The sequence below is a fragment of the Leisingera sp. CC-HEC093 genome, assembly GCF_059429195.1.
The window spans coordinates 3,602,385-3,622,354 of the sequence record NZ_JCAIJR010000001.1 but is presented as its reverse complement, the minus strand read 5'-3'; the positions used below and the strand labels follow the sequence as shown (position 1 = coordinate 3,622,354).

Sequence of the window (19,970 nt, the reverse complement as noted above, 5' to 3'; positions counted from 1 at the left end):
GGCATCACCGGGCAGGCACTGCGAAAGTCAGGGCGGCCCAAAGGCTTTCCCAAACGTAATTCGTGCCATCCGGGGCAGGGCGCAGAACCACAGCGTCCAAAAGGTAGCTGTGCCCTGGGGCGACACTGACAACGGTCTCCCCCTTTTCATCCGTAGGCTGGGTGGTAATGGTGACGGTGCCATCCGGGGCTTTGGCAAAGACTTCAACCTGCGTCCTTGGCCGGGGATTGCCCTGATACAGCACCCGGACCGGAAGACCCGCTGTCAGGTCATCCGTGTAGGGATTGGCGAGAGAGACAATCTCTGTCTCCAGTCCGGTGGCCTTGTCCGCCCCTGTACCATCGCCAATCGCCACCAGTGCCTTGGCAAAACGTGTGTATTGCTCGGTAAAGCCAGCCTCTGGCAGTCCGCGCGCCAGGTGCCGGGTTCGGATATTTTGAAAAGCCTTGTGGTCAATAAAGGCCTGAAACGCATCCCAGCTGTCATAGGTGATTGTCTGGGGCCGGGTCTGGTGGACCAATACGGCCAGCCCGTCCTGCAACGCGCCGCCGCTAAAGGCAGGCATATCCCCCATCCGTCCAAGATAGGGAGAAGCCGTTTCCCCCTGTATCACCTCAAAGCGAGCGATACGGTGATCCAGATAGGGTTGCTCAGCCCCGTTGAATTCCTGCCCGTTACGCAGCTTTGCCACCACGGCACCTCCGGAAACCACTTGATATTCTTGCGGCTCAATCCAAAACTCGTGGGATAACAGCCGTGCGGCCCCAAAGGTCAGCCCGGCACAGAGAATTGAGCAGAACAGGCGGTATTGCATGAATTGGTTCCTGGGTTTCAGGCGTGGCGTCACTCGGCTGCAGATCCTATTTGCCCTGGTGGCGGGCCTGCTTGCAATAGCCGCCGCAGGCGCCCGCGCACATGAAGTAACCCCGGCCATCGCTGATTTCACCGTCACGGACCGGCAAATCACCGTCGAGCTGCGGATGAACATCGAGGCTTTTGTGGCCGGGATCAACCTTGATGGGCTGTCGGACACCAACCAGACCGCCCAGGCGGCGGATTATGATGAGCTGCGGGCGCTGGGCGCGGACGAACTGGAACCGATGGCCCGGCTTTTTGCGGAGGAATGGCTGGAGACGTTTGCCATCCGGGCTGCTGGCCCCGTTGAGCTGGATGTCACAGCGATCACCATTCCTGAGGTCGGCGATGCAAGCCTGCCGCGGGCGTCTTTTCTGAAACTCGCAGGTGAGATTCCGCCCGGAACCGGGAGCCTGCGCATTGCGTGGCCCGCAGGGTCCGGTGGCGTCGTGCTGCGGCAGAACGGGGTCAATGAGCCCTATACCGGCTACCTGCAGGGCGGGGAGATATCTCCCCCCATTCCGCTGGGGGGCGGTGCGGCCAAGGCGCCGGTTGAGGCTTTCATGGAATACATCCCTGTTGGCTTTACCCACATCCTGCCCAAGGGGCTGGACCATATCCTGTTTGTGCTGGGATTGTTCTTCCTCAGCCCGCGGGTAAAGCCGTTGCTCTTGCAAGTGAGCGTATTTACAGTGGCGCATACCATCACCCTGGCGCTTGGCGCGCTGGGCATGGTCACTGTGAACCCGGCCATTGTCGAGCCGCTGATTGCCCTGTCGATTGTCTTTGTCGCGGTGGAGAACATCTTTGCCCGCAAGCTGCACAGCTGGCGAACGTTTGTCATCTTCGGCTTTGGCCTGTTGCACGGGCTGGGCTTTGCCTCTGTGCTGGGAGAGTTCGGACTGCCCGCAAGCCAGTTTCTGCCTGCGCTGATCGGCTTCAACGTAGGGGTCGAGTTGGGCCAGCTGGCGGTGATTGCAGCCGCTTACCTCGGCGTGCGCCTGTGGTTCGGGCGGCATCCGAAGTACCGCGGCCGGGTGGCGATCCCGGCTTCTGTCACCATCGCGATGATCGGCGGCTACTGGTTTGTGGAACGGGTGTTTCTGTAAGCACCCGCCAAGGGCGTTGGCCGAGGCTGCGGGGCTGGTTAGCCCATCGCCCGCATCAGCACCTTGAGCGCTGCCAGCGGGTCCTCGGCGTGCCAGATTTCATCGCCGATGCCGAAGAAGTCGGTATGGGGCGCAATACCGCGCACCTGATCCTCGGTCAGGCCGCCCTCAGCCACAACCGGCACCTCGATCATCTTTGACCACCATTCGAACAAATCAGCCTCAGCCTGCGCGCCGTCGCCCAGGCCGGAAGTGCCCACGGGGCCAAAGCTCACATAATCCGCGCCCGCTTCGCCGGCCACCATGCCGTCATGCTGCGAGGCACCGCAGAAGCAGCCGACTATCGCATCCGGCCCCAGCGCCTTGCGCGCGGTGCGGATGGATTTGGATGCATCGGTCAGATGCACGCCGTCCAGACCCAGCCGTTCCGCCAGGACCTGATGATCGGAGATCACCAGCGCCACGTCGCGGGCCATGGTCACTTCGCGCAGCGCGTCCCCCGCACGGCTGAGGGTATCCTGATCGCGGCTGGCGAGGTCCAGGCGCACACAGGCCACGTCCACCTCATCCAGCACCCGCGCCAGCTGAGCGGGGAATTTGCCCAGCTCGAAACTCGGCGGGGAGATCAGGTAGATCTGCGGCTGCTCGGGTGCGTCAGCAGGGCTTCCCATGGCGGTGCTCCATTATTCAGGCGATTGGACGGTGTTTAGCCGATTTCCGGCAGGACGCAAGGATTTGCGGCGGTGAAGTCCCGGTAAATGCAGCCCAAACCCGTGCGGGACCTTGCCCCGCGCCCGCGCGGGCAGTACAGCAGGGCCGATTTTGCCGGAGAACACGATGCCCACCGATACGCCCCAGCCCGCCTTTGTCCTTGTCCGCCCGCAGATGGGCGAGAATATCGGTGCCGCGGCGCGGGCGATGTGGAACTTCGGCCTGGACCGGATGCGCATCGTCGCACCCCGCGACGGCTGGCCAAACCCCAAGGCGGTGGCGATGTCCTCGGGTGCCGGCCGCCTGCTGGATGAGGCGCAGCTGTGCGCCGACGTGCCGGAGGCGCTGGGCGATTGCACCTATGTGTTCGCCACCACCGCCCGCCAGCGCGGACTGACCAAACCGGTCTACAGCCCCGAGCGCGCCATGCAGATCGCGGCGGAGAAGATCGCGGCGGGGGAGAATGTCGCGGTAATGTTCGGCCCCGAGCGTGCGGGCCTGGAGAATGAGGATATCGCCAAGGCCAACGCCATCATTTCTGTGCCAGTGAACCCGCTTTACGCTTCCTTGAACCTGGGTCAATGCGTGCTGCTGACCGGCTATGAATGGATGCGCCAATCGGGCGAGGTGGTGCATGAAACCACCGATCTGGGCCGCAAGGGCGACTGGGCAAGCGGCGTTGAAGTCGAGAAGCTGGTGGAGCACTACGAGGAACGGCTGGACGAAGCCGGTTTCTTCTTCCCGCCGGAAAAGGCCGACAGCATGAAGACTAACCTGCGTAATCTGTGGAGCCGGATGCGGATGACCCGCTCCGACGTGCAGATGCTGCACGGCATCATGCGCCAGATGGTCCGCTGGAAAGAGCGCGGCGGCGAGTAAGCCGCTCTGGACCTTTGAATAACCCGCCCCTAGCTTGGCACCACAGACAAAGAGGCAAGCATGAGCAAGCGCAGCATTTTCGAAGAGGTTGAGGGCGAGAAGACGGACGCGCCCGCGGTGCAGCCGGGACTGATCGACCGCGGCCGCGGCGGCGCCCGCAAGGCGATCCGCGCCTGGCTGATGGTGCTGTTTGCCCTTGTCGTTGCAATGATCGTTGTGGGCGGGTTGACCCGCCTGACCGACAGCGGGTTGTCGATTACCGAATGGCGGCCCGTGACCGGTGCCATCCCGCCGATGTCGGAGGCCGAATGGCAGGCCGAGTTCGGCAAGTACAAGGAAATCGACCAGTGGCGCATCCAGAACCAATGGATGGAACTGGCTGATTTCAAATCGATTTACTGGTGGGAATGGGGCCACCGGCAGCTGGGCCGTTTCATCGGCGTGGTCTGGGCGCTCGGCTTTCTCGGTTTTCTGGCGGCGCGAAAGATCCCGGCGGGCTGGACCGGCCGGCTGCTGTTGCCCGGCATCCTCGGCGGCGTGCAGGGCGCCATCGGCTGGTGGATGGTGGCCTCTGGCGTGACCCAGGGCGAGGGGATGACTGCGGTTGCTTCCTACCGCCTTGCTTTGCATCTGGGGCTCGCGTTTGTGATCCTCGGCTTCATCGCCTGGTATGTGCTGATGCTGGGCCGCGAGGAGCGCGAGCTGATGCAGGCGCGCCGCGCCAAAGAGGCAAAGCTGTTCAGCCTGTCCACTGGCCTCATGCATTTCGCCTTCCTGCAGATCCTGCTGGGTGCGCTGGTGGCAGGGATTGACGCGGGCCGTTCCTATACCGACTGGCCGTTGATGGGCGGGCAGGTGATCCCGCCGAACCCATTGATGCTTGAGCCGGTCTGGAAGAACTTCTTTGAAAATCCCGGTCTGGTGCAATTCATCCACCGGGTGGCGGGCTATCTGCTGTTTGCCTTTGGCGTGGTGGCCTGGCTGCGCGGACGCGGTTCTGCCCATGCGCGCACCCGCTTTGCCTTCAACGCCGTTATTGCGGCGCTGTCCGTACAGGTGCTGCTGGGGATCATCACCGTGGTCTATGCCGCGCCGCTGCATGCGGCGATCACTCACCAGCTGGTGGCGATTGGCGTCTGGGTTCTGATCCTGCGCGCCCGCTTCCTGTCTGCCTATCCCATTGCAACCTCGATCAAGGATCATTGACCCATGAGCGCATTTGACGAACTGATGGCCTTCCAGCGCGAAACCCAGGCGCTGGGGCAGATTGCGGGCCGTCTGGGCTGGGATCAGGAAACCATGATGCCGCGCGGTGCGGCGCCGCAGCGGGGCGAGGAAATGGCCGCGATCGAGGCGGTGCTGCACGCCCGCCGCAGCGACCTGCGCGTGGCCGAGTGGCTGGAGCAGGCCGTTGCGCCGAATGAGGCTGGCGAAGCCCAGCTGCGCGAAATCCGCCGCAGCTATGAGCGCACCGTCAAGGTGCCCGCCGACCTGGCTAAGAAGATCGCGCAGGTGACTTCCGTGGCGCAGGGCCAGTGGGCCGCGGCGCGCGCGGATGAGGATGTGGCGGGTTTTGTGCCGGTGCTGGAGGAAGTCGTCGCGCTGAAGCGCGAGGAGGGCCTGGCGCTGGCGGCGGGCGGTGACGTTTATGACGCCATGGTCGAGGATTACGAGCACGGCATGACCGGGGCCGCGATTGCGGAGATCTTTGATGCCATGCGCCCCGGACTGGTGGAACTGCGCGCCAAGGTTCTGGAGAAACCCGCGCCGAAAGGGCTGACCGGCAGTTTTGACGAAGCCGCGCAGATGAAGCTGACCCGCAAGCTCGCCAAGCAGTTCGGTTATGACATGTCCCATGGCCGGGTTGACAAGGCGGTGCATCCGTTCTGCTCTGGTGCTGGCCTGGACGTGCGGATCACCACGCGGACCAGCGAAACCGATCCATTCAACTGCTTCTATTCCACCATTCATGAGGTCGGCCACGCCGCCTATGAGCAAAACATCAGCCGCGACTACCTGCTGACCCCGCTGGGAAGCGGCGTGTCGATGGGGGTGCATGAAAGCCAGAGCCGGATTTATGAAAACCAGATCGGCCGCAGCCGCGCCTTTACCGGCTGGCTGTTTGAGGAGATGAAAGCCGCCTTTGGCGATTTCGGTGTTGCGGATGCGGATGCCTTCTATGCGGCGGTGAACACCGTGCATAAGGGCTATATCCGGACAGAAGCGGATGAGCTGCAATACAACCTCCATATCATGATGCGGTTCGGCCTGGAGCGTGCGCTGATGAGCGGCGATCTGGCGGTGAAGGACCTGGAAGCGGCCTGGAATGACCGGTTCGAGGCGGATTTTGGCTATGCCGTCGACAAACCGTCCAACGGGTGTTTGCAGGACGTGCATTGGTCAGTGGGCCTGTTCGGCTATTTCCCGACCTACACGCTGGGCAATGTCTATGCCGGCTGCCTGTATCAGGCGCTGCGCCGGGATGTTCCGGGACTGGATGCAGAGCTGGCTGAGGGCAATACCGCAGGTGCAACCAGCTGGCTGAAAGAGAACCTGCAGCAGCACGGCGGTTTGCGCAGCCCGCGCGATACCATCGTGCATGCGTCCGGCATGGAGCCCGGCCACGCGCCGCTGCTGGCGTACCTTGAAGAGAAGTTCAGCCTGCTTTACGACCTCTGAGTCGCCGCCGCACAACGGCTAAGACCCTTTGGCGGCAGCGGAAATCCTGCTGCCCCGAAAATGCCGCAATTTAACAGTATTCTCTTAATCCTTGGGGGTGTGAGTAAGAGAGTAATCTGATGCATACAGCCGTCGCCTACCTTATCTTTGCCAGTTATGTGCTGGGGACCACCCTGGTCTGAGGCATATGCCCGTCAGATCAGCGCCATCCGTTCGGCCCGTTCCGGATCCGGGAAGGGCCGGTAGAGGCCGATGTCGGCCGTGGCAATCAGCGCACTGACATGGGAGTAGAGCTTCTCTACCTCCTCGTCATGTTCGCCCAGAACCCGGAAGGCCTGATCCAGCTGGGTCATGTCCCTGAATTCGATTTCCAAGAGGAAGTCGCGGCAGGTGTCGCTGGCCATGTCCAGCTTGCGCCGCAGCAGGCGCCAGCCCTGGACCACGCCGCGTTCCTGCAGATAGCCCATCCATTGATCGACCGCGCTGGCAAAACTCAGCGCCTTGGCCTCGTGATGCAGGTCGATGGAGCAGTGGTACAAGTTCATTGGGGTATTCCCTTCATGAGAAATCAGAACTTGTCCGTAACAATAGCTAAGATCCGTTAGGGGGCCGTTAACACTGCGAACGCCGCCCCGGCAACGGGACGGCGTTCAGTGTTTTCAAAGGAGTGGGGCTTGAGGGGTTATTCCTCGCCGCCGCCTTCCTCCTCGCCGTTTTCGGCGATCCAGGCGACAGAGACCACTTCCTCACCCTTGCCGGTGTTGAACACCCGCACACCGCCGGCAGAGCGCGAGCGGAAGGAGATGCCATCGACCGGCACCCGGATCGACTGGCCCTTGGAGGTTGCCAGCATGATCTGGTCGTCCAGCTCAACCGGGAAGGAGGCGACAATCTCGCCGCCGCGCATGGCCTTGTCCATCGCGGTCACACCCATGCCGCCGCGGCCGCGCACCGGGTAGTCGTGCGAGGACGACAGCTTGCCCGAGCCGCCGGTTGTAATGGTCAGGATCAGGTTCTCGGCTGCCGACATCTCTGCATAAAGCTCGGTTGAGAAGTTCGGATCTTCCGGTGCCTCCTCATCCGAAGTCTCGGCATCGTCCGTCAGGCCGGCCATAGCCCGGCGCATCTTGAGATAGGCCGTGCGCTGCTCTGGCGTGTATTTGGAGTGGCGGATCACAGACATCGAGACGACGCCGTCCCCGCCGGTCAGCTTGATACCGCGGACACCGGTGGATTCGCGCGAGTTGAACACCCGCACGTCGGTGGAGCGGAAGCGGATGGCGCGGCCGGAGTTGGTGAACAGCATCACGTCGTCGTCTTCCGAACAAATGCGCACATTCACCAGTTTGACAGATCCGTCCTCCGGCAGTTTCATCGCGATCTTGCCGTTGCGGCGGACGTTGGCGAAATCCGACAGCCGGTTGCGGCGCACGTCGCCGCCGGAGGTGGCAAAGACCACCTGCAGGTTTTCCCATTCCGCGTCCGGCACGTCGACCGGCATGATGGCGGCGATGGAAACACCGGTCGGGATCGGCAGGATATTGACGATCGCCTTGCCCTTGCCGGTGCGGCCGGACTGCGGCAGGCGCCAAGTCTTGAGCTTGTAGACCATACCGTCGGTGGTGAAGAACAACAGCTGGGTGTGGGTGTTGGCCACGAAGAGGGTGGTGATCACGTCCTCTTCCTTGGTTTGCATGCCCGATACACCTTTGCCGCCGCGCTTCTGAGCGCGGAAGTCGGCCAGCGGCGTGCGCTTGATGTAGCCGCCGGAGGTCACGGTCACCACCATGTCCTCGCGCTCGATCAGGTCCTCGTCCTCCATGTCGCCGGACCAGTCGACGATTTCGGTGCGGCGCGGCACGGCGAAGTTGTCGCGCACTTCGCGCAGCTCATCGCTGATGATGCCCATGATGCGTTCGCGCGAGGACAGGATTTCCAGGTATTCCTTGATCTTGCCTGCAAGTTCTTCCAGCTCGTCGGTGACTTCTTTCACGCCGATCTGGGTCAGGCGCTGCAGACGAAGTTCCAGAATCGCGCGGGCCTGGGTTTCCGACAGGTTGTAGGTGCCGTCGTCGTTGGCAGTATGGGTCGGATCGTCGATCAGCGCGATGTATTCGAGGATCGGCTGTGCCGGCCAGCGCCGGGTCATCAGCTTTTCCCGTGCTTCAGCCGCATCCGTGGACTGGCGGATGGTGGTGACGATTTCGTCGATATTGGTCACCGCCACGGCCAGGCCGCACAGGATATGGCTGCGTTCACGGGCTTTGCGCAGCAGATGCGCCGTGCGGCGCGCCACCACGTCTTCGCGGAAATCGATGAAAGAGGTGAGGAACCGGCGCAGGGTCAGCTGCTCCGGCCGGCCACCGTTCAGCGCCAGCATGTTGCAGCCGAAATAGGTCTGCATCGGGGTGAAGCGGAATAGCTGGTTCAGCACTACCTCAGGCGTGGCGTCGCGTTTCAGCTCGACCACCACCCGCACGCCGTTGCGGTCGGATTCGTCCTGCACATGAGCCACGCCCTCGATCCGCTTTTCGCGGACCTGCTCGGCGATCTTTTCGATCATCGCGGCCTTGTTCACCTGATAGGGAATCTCATCCACGACAATGGCATAGCGGTCCTTGCGGATCTCCTCGACGCGGGTCTTCGAGCGGATGATCACGCTGCCGCGGCCCTCAAGATAGGCTTTGCGGGCGCCGGAGCGGCCCAGCATCACGCCGCCGGTCGGGAAGTCGGGGCCGGGGATATAGTCGATCAGCTGTTCGCTGGTCAGGTCCGGGTCTTCGATCAGCGCCAGCGTTGCGTCGATGACTTCGCCAAGATTGTGCGGCGGGATGTTGGTGGCCATGCCGACCGCGATGCCGCCGGCGCCGTTGACCAGCATGTTCGGGAAGCGGGCCGGCAGCACGGTCGGCTCGCGGTCCTTGCCGTCGTAGTTGTCCTGGAAATCGACGGTCTCTTTCTCGATATCCGCCAGGATTGCCGCGGCGGGCTTGTCCATGCGGACCTCGGTATAGCGCATAGCCGCCGGGTTGTCGCCGTCCATCGAGCCGAAGTTGCCCTGGCCGTCGAGAAGCGGCAGCGACATCGAGAAGTCCTGCGCCATCCGCACCAGCGCGTCATAAATCGCGCTGTCGCCGTGGGGGTGGTATTTACCCATCACGTCGCCAACCGGGCGGGCCGACTTGCGGTAGGCCTTGTCATGCGTGTTGCCGGATTCGTGCATTGCATAGAGAATGCGGCGGTGAACCGGTTTCAGACCGTCCCGCAGGTCCGGAATTGCGCGGCTGACGATGACCGACATCGCATAGTCGAGATACGAGTTGCGCATCTCGGCTTCGATGGAAACGGTCGGCCCGTCATAGGCCGGGCGTTCCGGCAGGTTTTCGTCCATGTTTTCAGGAGTTTCCGGCGTATCGCTCACGTTGGCTGCCCGCTCTTTCTTCTGGGTCTATATATTGTGTTCGCACCCTATCAGAGACCGTATATGGGGCGCAAGCACGCAGCCCCCGAAAGCCGGAATCCAGCCGTTCACGCAATGGTAACGCACTGTTTTTGAGGAAATTAACCAATTGCAGCCTAGCATCAATCAGAGGGGGTAAGAATTGGAGGCTAGAGATGGAGACCAGCGAAACAGAGCTGATGCTTAAAGGATACGGGCTGACCACGGCGGAATTCACTTACCGCATGCCGGATCATATCCATGTTTTGAACACGTTCGTCTGGCAGCAGTACGACTTGGCGCCGGACCACCCGCGGCTGTTTGAGTTCATCGAGTTCTGGCATCGGGAAATCGAGGGGCCGCTGCATTCGGTGCGGTTCAATCACCGCAAGATGATCGGCCCCGGTGAGTGGCGCAATGTGGTCGGGGAGTTCCAGATCCACTGAGAGGAGGCAGCGCCAGGCACAGACCGCACGGCCGGTAGAGCCGGCGGTGAAACTGCACCCGTCCGCGGCTAGCCGGCCGCGCCAGGTGACTGTGATGCCGGGGCAATAGTCTGTTCCGCTGATCTGCATCCGTTCAAAAAGACCTCAGTGTTGGCATTCTGGCCCAGTGAAACGCTGAGCCGCCTGTGGTGTTTCTTGCCGCCTGCATGGGTGTAATGGACGTTCCCAGTGACCTTAACGGCCGGGGCGCATGTTGCCTTGTACTTTCAGGCGCCCGCCAGCGGCGCGGACGGGGCTGGTTCCGGCGCGGAGGCGGCGATGTTTGTGGGCAGCAGATAGTTCTCGCCGTCGATTTCCACCCCGTGACCGGCAAAGAAGACAAAGGCCGCATCGCCGGGTTCCAGCCCGGCGGTGAATTCGGAGATTTTATTGTTCAGCCCGCGGCGGTTTTGATCGAGCGCCGTTGTGACGACGAAGCCAAGTTCATTCAATTTCGTGCCGACTGCCTGCGCATCCGACCGGGCCTTGGCCAGCTCGGGAACGTCGGAATAGCTGTTGTTTCCGATGACCAGGGCCATCCGGTTTTCTGCGGAGGCTGCAATGGGAAGGAGGCAAAGCAGAAGAGCGATCAGCAAGCGCATGTCACAACACCCGGCAGGCAATATGGCCTATGGTACCATCCTGCGGATGTCAGTTGAAAGCTGCGCTTTTTCTCAGGCAGAGCAACTGGCACCGCCCAGAACGCAGAATTTGGCACAATGCGGGTGGTTCAGCTGCACCGGGCGCTCTGCCTCGGCCAGTGTTGCGCCCATCTCGAACTCCGGCGCGTAGGGCAGCAGGGTGCAGGTCAGCACAGCGGGGGAGTCTGCCCCCCTGCGCTTGACCACCATGCGGGAGGAGGCGCACATCACGCTGTCCGGCGATTTGTTCAGGATACCCCAGCACGCGGTGGTGATTTCAGGGACTTCCACGGTTTCGTCCATTTCGGGGAACAGAACGGTCTGGCCCGGGTCTTGCGCGTCGATGGCAAAGCCGTGGGTTTCGAACAATGCGGCATAGCCCGCGCGGGCCTCAGCCTCGCTCTCGCCCCAGACTGTGCGGCCTGCTATGGCCATGCGAAAGCCGTTGTCGCGCAGCCATTCCATGCCTTCGATGGTTTTTGCAAAGCTGCCTTCGCCGCGTTCCTCATCGTGCAATACGGCGCTGTGGTGATCGACTGAGATTCGCAGCGTCAGCTTGTCTCTGTACCTTTCCCGCAGGGCCAGCAAACCTGTCTTGACCGTTTTGCGCATCATCGGGCGCATGGCGTTGGTGAGGATCAGAACCTCGAACCCCCGTTCCAGCGCGGCGCGCGTCATAGGGATCATCTCCGGGTTCATGAAGGGCTCGCCGCCGGTGAAGCCGATTTCCCGGATGGGCCAGTTGCGGTCCGCGATCTGATCCAGATAGTCCTGCACTTCGGCGGCAGTCAGATAGACCAGCGCGTCATTCGTCGGGGAACTCAGAATGTAGCAATTGCTGCATTCGATGTTGCACAGGGTGCCGGTATTGAACCAAAGAGTTTCCGGATGGCTGAGCGGGACTGAAGCGCGCTGCTGACCGTCTGCCGTCACAAAGGCGTCTTGGAACTTGCCCAGGTTGGCGGCAGATTTTTGCAGGTCTTTCATGCGGATGTCCTTTGGGGCGGTTCCTTTCGCAGCAAGCTACCTTATACTGGGCAGGAAATGAAAGCAGCCGGGCAGGCACATGACAGGGATGTGAGCGGCGGTGTGCCGTGCCTGCACCGGCGGAGACAGGAAGAACAAGAATGGTTTCGCGTGTGATACCGGTCGACCCGTTTGACCTGGTGATTTTCGGCGGCACGGGCGATCTGGCGCAGCGCAAGATTCTGCCTGCGCTGTTCCGCCGCCATTGCGCGGGCCAACTGACCGGGGATGAGCGGATTATCGGGGCTGCACGTACAAGCCTGACCAGCGAAGAATACCGTACGGTTGTTGCCGAGGCAGTACGCGCCCATGCCGGGCCCAAGGCCTGCGGCGGCGGGGCGCTGGAGACGTTTTTGGAGCGGGTGAGCTATGTGGCGCTGGATGCTTTGGGCGAGGAGGGCTGGCAGGACCTGAGCCGCCAGCTGCGCCCGGAGGAGGATGTGCCGATCCGCATGTTCTATTTCTCGGTCGGCCCCGGGCTGTTCGGACCGCTGGCAGAGCGGCTGCACCGGCACGGGCTGGCCAATGCGGGCACGCGGATTGTGGTGGAGAAACCCTTTGGCCGCGACCTGGAAACAGCGCGGGAGCTGAACCGGACCCTGGCCAGCCATTTCGACGAAAGCCAGATTTACCGCATCGATCATTACCTGGGCAAGGAAACGGTTCAGAACCTGATGGCTGTCCGGTTCGGCAACATGCTGTTCGAGCCCCTGTGGAACAGCCAGTATGTTGACCACATCCAGATAACGGTTGCGGAAACCGTCGGTGTTGAGGGGCGCGAGGAGTATTACGAGCGCGCCGGGGCGATGCGTGACATGATGCAGAACCATCTGATGCAGCTCTTGTGCCTGATCGCGATGGAGCCGCCGGCCAAGTTCGACCCGGACGCTGTGCGCGACGAAAAGCTGAAGGTGATCCGCGCACTGGATCCGGTGGAGCCGCATCACATCGTGCGCGGCCAGTATCAGGCGTCGCTGGATCCGGAGGCGCCGCATCCGTCCTATCGCGGACTGGTTGGCAACCCGCGCAGCACAACCGAAAGCTATGTGGCGCTAAAGGCGCATATCAGCAATTGGCGGTGGGCCGGAACACCGTTTTATCTGCGCACCGGCAAGCGGCTGGTGAACCGCTCCTCGGTGATCAACGTGATGTTCAAGGACGCGCCGCATTCGATTTTCGGTGCCGAAGCCGGGCGTCACGCCAACCACCTGAAGATCCGCCTGCAGCCCAATGAGGGCATCACCCTCAGCGTGACCATCAAGGAGCCGGGGCAGGGCGGGATGCGCCTGATCGACGTGCCGCTGGACATGAGTTTTGCCGAGGCGCTGGGGCCGGAGGGCGGCGATCCGCCGGATGCTTATGAACGGCTGATCATGGATGTTGTGCGCGGCAACCAGACGTTGTTTATGCGGGGAGACGAGGTGGAGGCGGCCTGGGCCTGGACCGATCCTTTGATTGAGGGGTGGAAATCCCGCGGTGATGTGCCTAAACCCTATGTTAGCGGTACCGCCGGGCCGGAGGATGCCGATTTGCTGATGCGCCGCGACGGGCGGGAATGGAGAGGGATCAACCCATGAAGTTCAATGAGTACCCTGATCAGGACATGCTGGCGATCGAAGTCGCGAATGAAATTGCGGGTGATTTGAAAACCCACTTGCTGAACCACGATACCGTGTCCTTTGCGGTCGCGGGCGGGACCTCGCCCGGGCTGATTTTCGACGACTTATGCGCGGCTGACATCGAATGGGACCGGGTGCGCGTCATGGCGACGGATGAACGCTGGGTGCCTGCGGAACATGCCCGCTCCAACGCGTCGATGATCCGCGGCCGGCTGCTGCAGAATCGGGCGGCGGCGGCGCAATTCCTGCCGTTCCATGTGCCTGAGCGGGAGCCGGAGGAGGTGCTGGCTGAGCTGGAAACCCGGGTGGTGCCAGAGCTGCCTCTGTCGGTGCTGCTGCTGGGCATGGGGGAGGACATGCACACAGCCTCGCTGTTTCCCGGTGCTGCCGGGATCCAGGCGGCGCTGGCGCCGGACGCGCCGCCGCTGGCGGTGATGCGGCCCGACAGCCAGCCCGAAGCGCGGATCAGCCTGACGGCGCGCGTGCTCGACGCAGCGATTGCCAAGCATCTGGTGATCTTCGGGGACGCCAAGCGCAGGGCTTTGGAAAAGGCGATGTCGCTTCCGCCCGAAGACGCCCCGGTACAGGCTGTTTTGTCCGAAGTGTCTGTCCACTGGGCGCCTTGAATTCTGGAAAGGTAGAAATGTTCACTTCCTTGAAGACGCTGCATTCGGAAATTTGCAGTGAAGACATTGTTGATCTGTTTGAGAGAGATCCCAGCCGCGCTGAAAATTTCAGTGTGCGGTGCGAAACGCTTTTGTTCGACTATTCCAAGACCCGGATTACAGCCGGTGTGCGTGCGGCGCTGGTTGACCTGTGCGAAGCGCGGGATGTGGCCGGCAAGCGGGCGGCCATGTTCCAGGGCGAGCCGATAAATGAAACTGAGCAGCGCGCGGTGCTGCACACAGCCCTGCGCGATCCCGACGGGCAGGAGCTGCTGGTTGATGGCGATGACATCCGCGCACCGCTGCGCAAGACCCTGGAGCGGATGGAGAAATTGGCCGCGCGTGTCCGTTCTGGCGCGATGCAGGGGCCGGGCGGCGCCTTTACAGATGTAGTCAACATCGGCATTGGCGGTTCTGATCTGGGGCCGGTGATGGCGACGCTGGCGCTGGCGCCTTACCACGACGGGCCGCGCTGCCATTTTGTCTCCAATGTGGATGGTGCCCACATACATGATATCCTGCAGCGGATTGATCCCAAGACGACTTTGGTGATTGTGGCCTCCAAGACCTTCACCACGGTTGAGACCATGACCAATGCCCGGACCGCGCGGCGGTGGATTGAGGATGGCGGCGGTGATCCGGCAAGGCAGTTTCTGGCCCTGTCAACGTCTGAGGAAGAGACCGCAGCCTTTGGCATACCGCGCAAGCATGTGTTTGGCTTTGAGGACTGGGTTGGCGGACGCTATTCGGTCTGGGGGCCGATCGGGTTGAGCGTGATGCTGGCGGTGGGGCCGAAAAACTTCCGCGCCTTTCTGGCGGGCGGCAAGTCGATGGATGAGCATTTCCGCAGTGCCCCCTGGCCGCAGAACATGCCGGTGATGCTGGCGCTGACCGGCATTTGGCACAATCAGGTCTGCGGCTATCCGACCCGTGCCGTGCTGCCCTATGACCAGAGGCTGCGGAGGCTGCCGGCCTATCTGCAGCAGCTGGAAATGGAATCGAACGGCAAGTCGGTGGCGATGGATGGGTCTCCTTTGCCGTATCCGTCCGGCCCGGTGGTCTGGGGTGAGCCCGGCACCAATGGCCAGCATGCGTTCTATCAACTGCTGCATCAGGGCACATCGGTCATTCCGGCAGAGTTTCTGGTGGCGGCCAAGGGCCATGAGCCTGAGCTGGCGCAACATCACACGCTGCTGGTGGCAAATTGCCTGGCGCAGTCCGAGGCGCTGATGCGCGGCCGCAGCCTCGAGGAAGCCTGTACGCTGATGCGGGCCAAGGGCTATGAGGGGGCAGAACTGGAGCGGCAGGCGCGCCACCGGGTGTTTTCAGGCAACCGGCCGTCCACAACCCTGATCTATCCGAAGCTGACCCCTTATGTGCTGGGTCAAATCATCGCTCTTTATGAACACCGGGTGTTTGTCGAAGGCGTGATCCTGGGCATAAACTCGTTCGATCAGTGGGGCGTGGAGCTGGGCAAGGAGCTGGCGAACACGCTGGGGCCGCTGCTGACAGGTGAAAAAAGCGCTGAGGGCAAAGACGGCTCCACCCGCGCGCTGCTGGAGTTCGTGCGCGGCTCCTGGAGCTGACGGAGCTATCGAAAGCTGCGGGGCGTGACCGCCCCGCGGGTTTGATCAGGGCAGCGTTACGCTGCTGGTGATTGTGTTGACGAAGTTTCCGCTTGCCGGGTCGGTCAGGGAGGAGAATTTACCGCCGCCCTCTGCCTCGGCCCAGGGGCCTGTCCCGCCGCTCAGTTTCCAGCTGCCGGTCAGGGCGCCGGAGGCATCCATGCCCTCGGCGTGCCAATGCAGCACCACCTTGTCGCCGGCCTTGTCGGTAAAGGCGCAGATCCCGCCGCCAGTGACCCCGCCAGGCGCGGCTTCAACCGCGCCAAAACATGGCCCGGCGGCACCGTTCATCGGGTGCTCGGCGTCTTCCATCTCAACGTTTTCGTAGGAACTGCTGGTTTGCATCACCATATGGCCATCGGCGATCTCCGTGGGCGTATTGCTTGCGATGCCGGTTCCGGTGCCGCCCTGCTCCCAGGTTGTGCCTGCAGCTGCGGTTCCGGCGCCGAAGGCGCACAGGAGTGCGGCGGTGAAATAGTGACGTGTCATACTGGTACCCTCCCAAACTGGCGGCCCTTAACATGCGGGCCTGCCGGGCCAGTCTATCACAAACTGCGTGATTGCGCGCGGGCAGAGAGGTCAGGCAGCTTTAGCTAAAGCTGCGCGCTGGAAGGTCTTGAAAAATATGGAAGGTTGGAGCGGGTAGCGGGAATCGAACCCGCGCCTTAAGCTTGGGAAGCTCGCATGATACCATTTCACCATACCCGCTTGTGAGGGCAGGATTATGCCGCGGCGGCGCCAAGGTCAAGGGCGCCGCCGCGAAATTCTTGCCGGATCCTGCTTAGCCGCGCCGCCGGCGGCGGCGGCCGCCGCCAGCGCCTTCGCCGTCACCGCCGCCGGTGTTGAAATTCACCTGCGGCAGGGTCACCACGGTTTCCAGGATCGGGAAGGGCTCCGCCGAATTGGGGATCGCCGAGGCATTGACGAAATGCTCTTGGAAGCGGGGCTCAACGGCGGTTTCGATCTTCTCGATCCGGCGCACGGTCTCCTCGATCTCGCCGCGCGCCTCGGTGTTCAAGAGCGCAATACGGGCACCAGTGCCTGCGGCGTTGCCGGCCGAGGTCACCTTGTCCAGCACGCAGTCGGGGATCATGCCCAGCACCATCGCGTGCTTGGCAGAAATATGCGCGCCAAAGGCACCGGCCAGCACAACGCGGTCAACGTTCTGAACGCCGAATTTGTCCATCAGCAGACGCGCACCTGAGTACAGCGCGGCCTTGGCCATCTGGATGGCGCGGATGTCCGGGTTGGTGACAGTGATGGTCGGGCCGCCCTCGGCGGAGCCGTCCCACAGCATGTAAGCATTGGTGCGCCCATCCGCGATGCAGCGGGCAGTGCCGGTCTGTTCTGCCGAGCCGATCAGGCCAGAGGCGTCCAGCACGCCCGCCAGGCGCATTTCGGCAATCGCCTCGATGATGCCGGAGCCGCAGATGCCGGTGATGCCGGTTGTGGCGATGGATTCGGAGAAGCCGTCCTCATCCGACCAGGCGTCGGAGCCGATCACGCGGAAGCGGGGTTCCTTGGTTTCCGGATTGATCTCCACGCGTTCGATGGCGCCGGGGGCGGCGCGCTGGCCGCTGGAAATCTGCGCGCCCTCGAATGCGGGGCCAGTGGGGGAGGAGCAGGCCAGAACCTTTTCCTTGTTGCCCAGCAGGATTTCCGCATTGGTGCCGACGTCAACCACCAGCACCAGGTCTTCGGATTTGTCAGGCGCCTCGGACAGCGCCACCGCGGCGGCATCGGCACCGACGTGGCCGGCAATGCAGGGCAGCAGGTAGACGCGGGCGGCAGGGTGGATGTTCAGGTCGAGTTCCGCCGCTCGCAACGCCAGCGCGTTGGAGGTCGCCAGCGCAAAGGGGGCCTGGCCCAGCTCAAACGGGTCGATGCCAAGGAACAGGTGGTGCATCACCGGGTTGCAGACAAAGACCGCATCCACGATCAGCGCCTTGTCGATCTCCGCCTCAGCTGCGATCTGGGTGAACAGTGCGTTCATGCCCTCGCGCACCGCGCGGGTCATTTCCCGGTCGCCGCCCTTGTTCATCATCGAATAGGAGACACGGCTCATCAGGTCTTCGCCAAAACGGATCTGCGGGTTCATGATGCCGGAGGAGGCCACGACCTCGCCGGTTTTGAGATCGCAGAGGTGCGCGGCGATGGTGGTGGAGCCGAGGTCAACGGCAAGGCCGTAGATCGAGCCTTCATAGAAGCCGGGCCAGATGTGCATGATCTTGGGCGGGTGGTTTTCATCGCCCAGATGCACGGCGACGGTCACCTTCCAGCCGCCCTTGCGCAGCGCGGGTTGAAGCGCGCTCAGGATATGCAGGTCGGTTTTGACACCCTTCAGGTCCCACTGGGCATCCAGTGCCTCGATCAGCCGTTCCATATCGCCGGTGGGTTTGTGCATGTCGGGCTCTTCCACCTCGACATAGTACAGCCGGGTAGAGGGGTTCATGGTGATGTCCCGGGCTTCGGCGCGCTTGCGCACCACCTGGCGGTGGACCTGGCTTTCCGGCGGCACGTCGATCACGATGTCGCCCTGCACGGTGGCCTGGCAGCCCAGGCGGCGGCCGTCGATCAGGCCGCGCTTGTCCTTGTAGCGCTGCTCAACCTTGTTCCACTCGCTCAGCGCGCCCTCGGCCACGGTCACACCGTGTTTGGGAAACTCGCCGTAGGAGGGGGTGATCTGGCACTTGGAGCAGATCCCGCGGCCGCCGCAGACGGAGTCCAGATCGACACCCAGCTGCCGCGCGGCGGTCAGAATCGGTGTGCCCGCGGGGAAACGCCCGCGCTTGCCGGAGGGGGTAAACACAACGAGGGGTTCGTCAGTCATGCCTGTGGCCTTCTCATTCCGCAATTTAGGCGGAGCATATGGGCTTTTGCGGCAAGCGAAAGGCAATGGGCGGCATTTTCCTGTCTGCTGGCGGCATTTTCCGCGATTTGATGAATTTGGAATGCTGTTTTTTGGCAGGCTTGCGGTCAGCCGCCTGCCTTCGCCTCAACTTCTTCAAGCCACGCCAGAATCTCTGCGCGGTTGCCGTCGAGCCGCGGGGCGGGGCGGCGGGTGTCTGGGTCGGGCAGGCCGCTCATCTTGATCGGATTGCCAGCGGACAGATTTTCCGGACGTCCGTCCTCATCCAGCACATCGACCACCATATTACGGGCCAGGATCTGCGGATCGCGCAGCACCTGATCCACGGTCTGGATCGGACCGGTGGGGACACCGGCCCCGCTCAGCAAGGCGATCCAATGATCCGTGGGCTGACCCAGTGTCACCGCCTCGATCAAGCGTTTCAGAAGGCGGGCGTTTTCGCAGCGGGCCGGATTGGTGGCAAAGCGCCGGTCCGCAGCCAGCGGCAGCTGCAGGGCATCGCAAAGCCGGGCAAACAGCGCGTCATTGCCGGCTGCGATCACGAACAGCCCGTCGGAGGCGTGGAAGGTCTCAAACGGGGTGATCGACGGGTGCCGCGCGCCAGAAGGCTGCGGCGCTTCGCCGGTGACGGAGGTAATGGCGATGGCGTGTTCAAGCAGGGCCAGCTGACTGTCCAGCATAGCAACATCGATGAAGCGGCCCTGGCCCGTCTTCTGCACGTCCAGAAGGGCCGCGAGAATGCCATGGCCGAGGAACATGCCCGCCACGATGTCGCCAATGGAGGCGCCGACCCGTACTGGCTCGCGGTTCTTTTCGCCGGTGATCGACATCACCCCGCCGCGTGCCTGAACCACCATGTCATAGGCGGGTTTCTGGGCGTCGGGGCCGGTGTGGCCAAAGCCTGAGACCGCGCCGTAGATCAGACGCGGGAAGCGGGCGTGCAGGTCGTCCCAGCCGTAGCCAAGCCGCTGCATCACGCCGGGCCGGTAGTTTTCCAAGAGCACATCTGCCTGGCCCAGAAGGCGTTCAAAGATTTTGCGGTCCTCCGGCGCTTTCAGGTCCAGTGCAATGCTATGCTTGCCGTGGTTGATGGTGGCGAAATAGGCGCTGCTGCCATTATTAAAGGGAGGAAATGACCGGGTGTCGTCACCGGTCCCGGGCCGTTCCACTTTGATCACCCTCGCTCCGAGGTCAGACAGGATCATCGAGCAATAGGGGCCTGCCAGCACATGGGTCAGGTCCAGAATAATGATATCTTGCAAGGGGCCGGGCATGGTGAAATCCAGAGTCATTTCTGCAGATTTACAGAAATCCGGAGCGGGCCTGCGCGCCTTGACCCAGATCAGCCGCCCGCCAAAGAATTGCTGC

The 19,970-nt window shown here is 62.6% G+C and carries 17 protein-coding genes and 1 tRNA gene; 8 read left to right on the top strand and 10 right to left on the bottom strand.

What is annotated here, in order from left to right; genetic code table 11:
* Positions 1-4: 4 nt before the first annotated feature.
* Positions 5-814, bottom strand: coding sequence for a DUF4198 domain-containing protein (locus tag AC5STB_RS17800; RefSeq protein ID WP_495444124.1), 810 nt, complete (start codon positions 812-814; stop codon positions 5-7).
* Here AC5STB_RS17800 and AC5STB_RS17795 point away from each other — a divergent pair.
* Positions 813-1,964: a HupE/UreJ family protein gene (locus tag AC5STB_RS17795; RefSeq protein WP_495444123.1), complete on the top strand. Its 1,152-nt coding sequence runs from the start codon at positions 813-815 to the stop codon at positions 1,962-1,964. The two genes, AC5STB_RS17800 and AC5STB_RS17795, sit on opposite strands and share 2 nt — an antisense overlap.
* Positions 1,965-2,002: 38 nt before the next feature.
* Here the strand turns inward: AC5STB_RS17795 and AC5STB_RS17790 are convergent, their stop codons facing one another.
* Positions 2,003-2,635 (bottom strand): thiamine phosphate synthase, encoded by a 633-nt coding sequence (locus AC5STB_RS17790; protein ID WP_495444122.1) that lies wholly within the window; start codon positions 2,633-2,635, stop codon positions 2,003-2,005.
* 166 nt (positions 2,636-2,801) lie between these two features.
* On the opposite strand from AC5STB_RS17790, the gene AC5STB_RS17785 reads away from it, so the two are divergent.
* The 3 genes from AC5STB_RS17785 to AC5STB_RS17775 are packed head-to-tail and all read left to right on the top strand — an operon-like array spanning position 2,802 to position 6,233.
* Positions 2,802-3,554 carry an RNA methyltransferase gene (locus tag AC5STB_RS17785; RefSeq protein ID WP_495444121.1) on the top strand — a complete coding sequence of 251 codons (753 nt, stop codon included), beginning with the start codon at positions 2,802-2,804 and terminating at the stop codon, positions 3,552-3,554.
* A 60-nt stretch (positions 3,555-3,614) separates the two neighbouring features.
* Positions 3,615-4,760, top strand: coding sequence for a heme A synthase (gene ctaA, locus AC5STB_RS17780; protein ID WP_495444120.1), 1,146 nt, complete (start codon positions 3,615-3,617; stop codon positions 4,758-4,760).
* Positions 4,761-4,763: 3 nt separating this feature from the next.
* The gene (locus AC5STB_RS17775; RefSeq protein WP_495444119.1) at positions 4,764-6,233 is read left to right on the top strand and encodes a carboxypeptidase M32; all 1,470 of its coding nucleotides are present in this window, start codon (positions 4,764-4,766) and stop codon (positions 6,231-6,233) included.
* Between the two features lie 194 nt (positions 6,234-6,427).
* Here the strand turns inward: AC5STB_RS17775 and AC5STB_RS17770 are convergent, their stop codons facing one another.
* Together AC5STB_RS17770 and gyrA are read right to left on the bottom strand one after the other, a co-directional pair.
* The gene (locus tag AC5STB_RS17770) at positions 6,428-6,778 is read right to left on the bottom strand and encodes a DUF6614 family protein (RefSeq protein ID WP_495444118.1); all 351 of its coding nucleotides are present in this window, start codon (positions 6,776-6,778) and stop codon (positions 6,428-6,430) included.
* A gap of 137 nt (positions 6,779-6,915) precedes the next feature.
* Positions 6,916-9,654, bottom strand: coding sequence for a DNA gyrase subunit A (gene gyrA / locus AC5STB_RS17765; protein WP_495444117.1), 2,739 nt, complete (start codon positions 9,652-9,654; stop codon positions 6,916-6,918).
* A 194-nt stretch (positions 9,655-9,848) separates the two neighbouring features.
* Between gyrA and AC5STB_RS17760 the strand changes: the two genes are divergently transcribed.
* On the top strand, positions 9,849-10,118 hold the full coding sequence (locus AC5STB_RS17760) for an usg protein (protein ID WP_495444116.1): 270 nt from the start codon (positions 9,849-9,851) through the stop codon (positions 10,116-10,118).
* Positions 10,119-10,384: 266 nt separating this feature from the next.
* Here the strand turns inward: AC5STB_RS17760 and AC5STB_RS17755 are convergent, their stop codons facing one another.
* Positions 10,385-10,759 carry a caspase family protein gene (locus AC5STB_RS17755; protein ID WP_495444115.1) on the bottom strand — a complete coding sequence of 125 codons (375 nt, stop codon included), beginning with the start codon at positions 10,757-10,759 and terminating at the stop codon, positions 10,385-10,387.
* Positions 10,760-10,831: 72 nt separating this feature from the next.
* Positions 10,832-11,785 carry a radical SAM protein gene (locus AC5STB_RS17750; protein ID WP_495444114.1) on the bottom strand — a complete coding sequence of 318 codons (954 nt, stop codon included), beginning with the start codon at positions 11,783-11,785 and terminating at the stop codon, positions 10,832-10,834.
* Positions 11,786-11,925: 140 nt separating this feature from the next.
* On the opposite strand from AC5STB_RS17750, the gene zwf reads away from it, so the two are divergent.
* Genes zwf through pgi form a run of 3 tightly spaced genes read left to right on the top strand, consistent with a single transcriptional unit; the run spans position 11,926 to position 15,694 of the window.
* Positions 11,926-13,401 carry a glucose-6-phosphate dehydrogenase gene (gene zwf / locus AC5STB_RS17745; RefSeq protein WP_495444113.1) on the top strand — a complete coding sequence of 492 codons (1,476 nt, stop codon included), beginning with the start codon at positions 11,926-11,928 and terminating at the stop codon, positions 13,399-13,401.
* The gene (gene pgl / locus AC5STB_RS17740) at positions 13,398-14,069 is read left to right on the top strand and encodes a 6-phosphogluconolactonase (RefSeq protein ID WP_495444112.1); all 672 of its coding nucleotides are present in this window, start codon (positions 13,398-13,400) and stop codon (positions 14,067-14,069) included. Before zwf ends, pgl begins: the two co-directional genes overlap by 4 nt.
* A gap of 17 nt (positions 14,070-14,086) precedes the next feature.
* Positions 14,087-15,694, top strand: coding sequence for a glucose-6-phosphate isomerase (pgi, locus tag AC5STB_RS17735; RefSeq protein WP_495444111.1), 1,608 nt, complete (start codon positions 14,087-14,089; stop codon positions 15,692-15,694).
* Positions 15,695-15,739: 45 nt separating this feature from the next.
* On the opposite strand, the gene AC5STB_RS17730 is transcribed toward pgi, so the two are convergent.
* From AC5STB_RS17730 to AC5STB_RS17715, 4 genes are all read right to left on the bottom strand, one after another.
* On the bottom strand, positions 15,740-16,222 hold the full coding sequence (locus tag AC5STB_RS17730) for a hypothetical protein (RefSeq protein ID WP_495444110.1): 483 nt from the start codon (positions 16,220-16,222) through the stop codon (positions 15,740-15,742).
* 145 nt (positions 16,223-16,367) lie between these two features.
* Positions 16,368-16,441 (bottom strand) — tRNA-Gly (locus AC5STB_RS17725).
* 73 nt (positions 16,442-16,514) lie between these two features.
* Entirely contained in the window at positions 16,515-18,563 is a 2,049-nt protein-coding gene (locus AC5STB_RS17720; protein ID WP_495444109.1) for an ASKHA domain-containing protein, read from the bottom strand.
* Positions 18,564-18,709: 146 nt separating this feature from the next.
* Positions 18,710-19,894 carry a CaiB/BaiF CoA transferase family protein gene (locus tag AC5STB_RS17715; protein WP_495444108.1) on the bottom strand — a complete coding sequence of 395 codons (1,185 nt, stop codon included), beginning with the start codon at positions 19,892-19,894 and terminating at the stop codon, positions 18,710-18,712.
* Positions 19,895-19,970 lie beyond the last annotated feature (76 nt).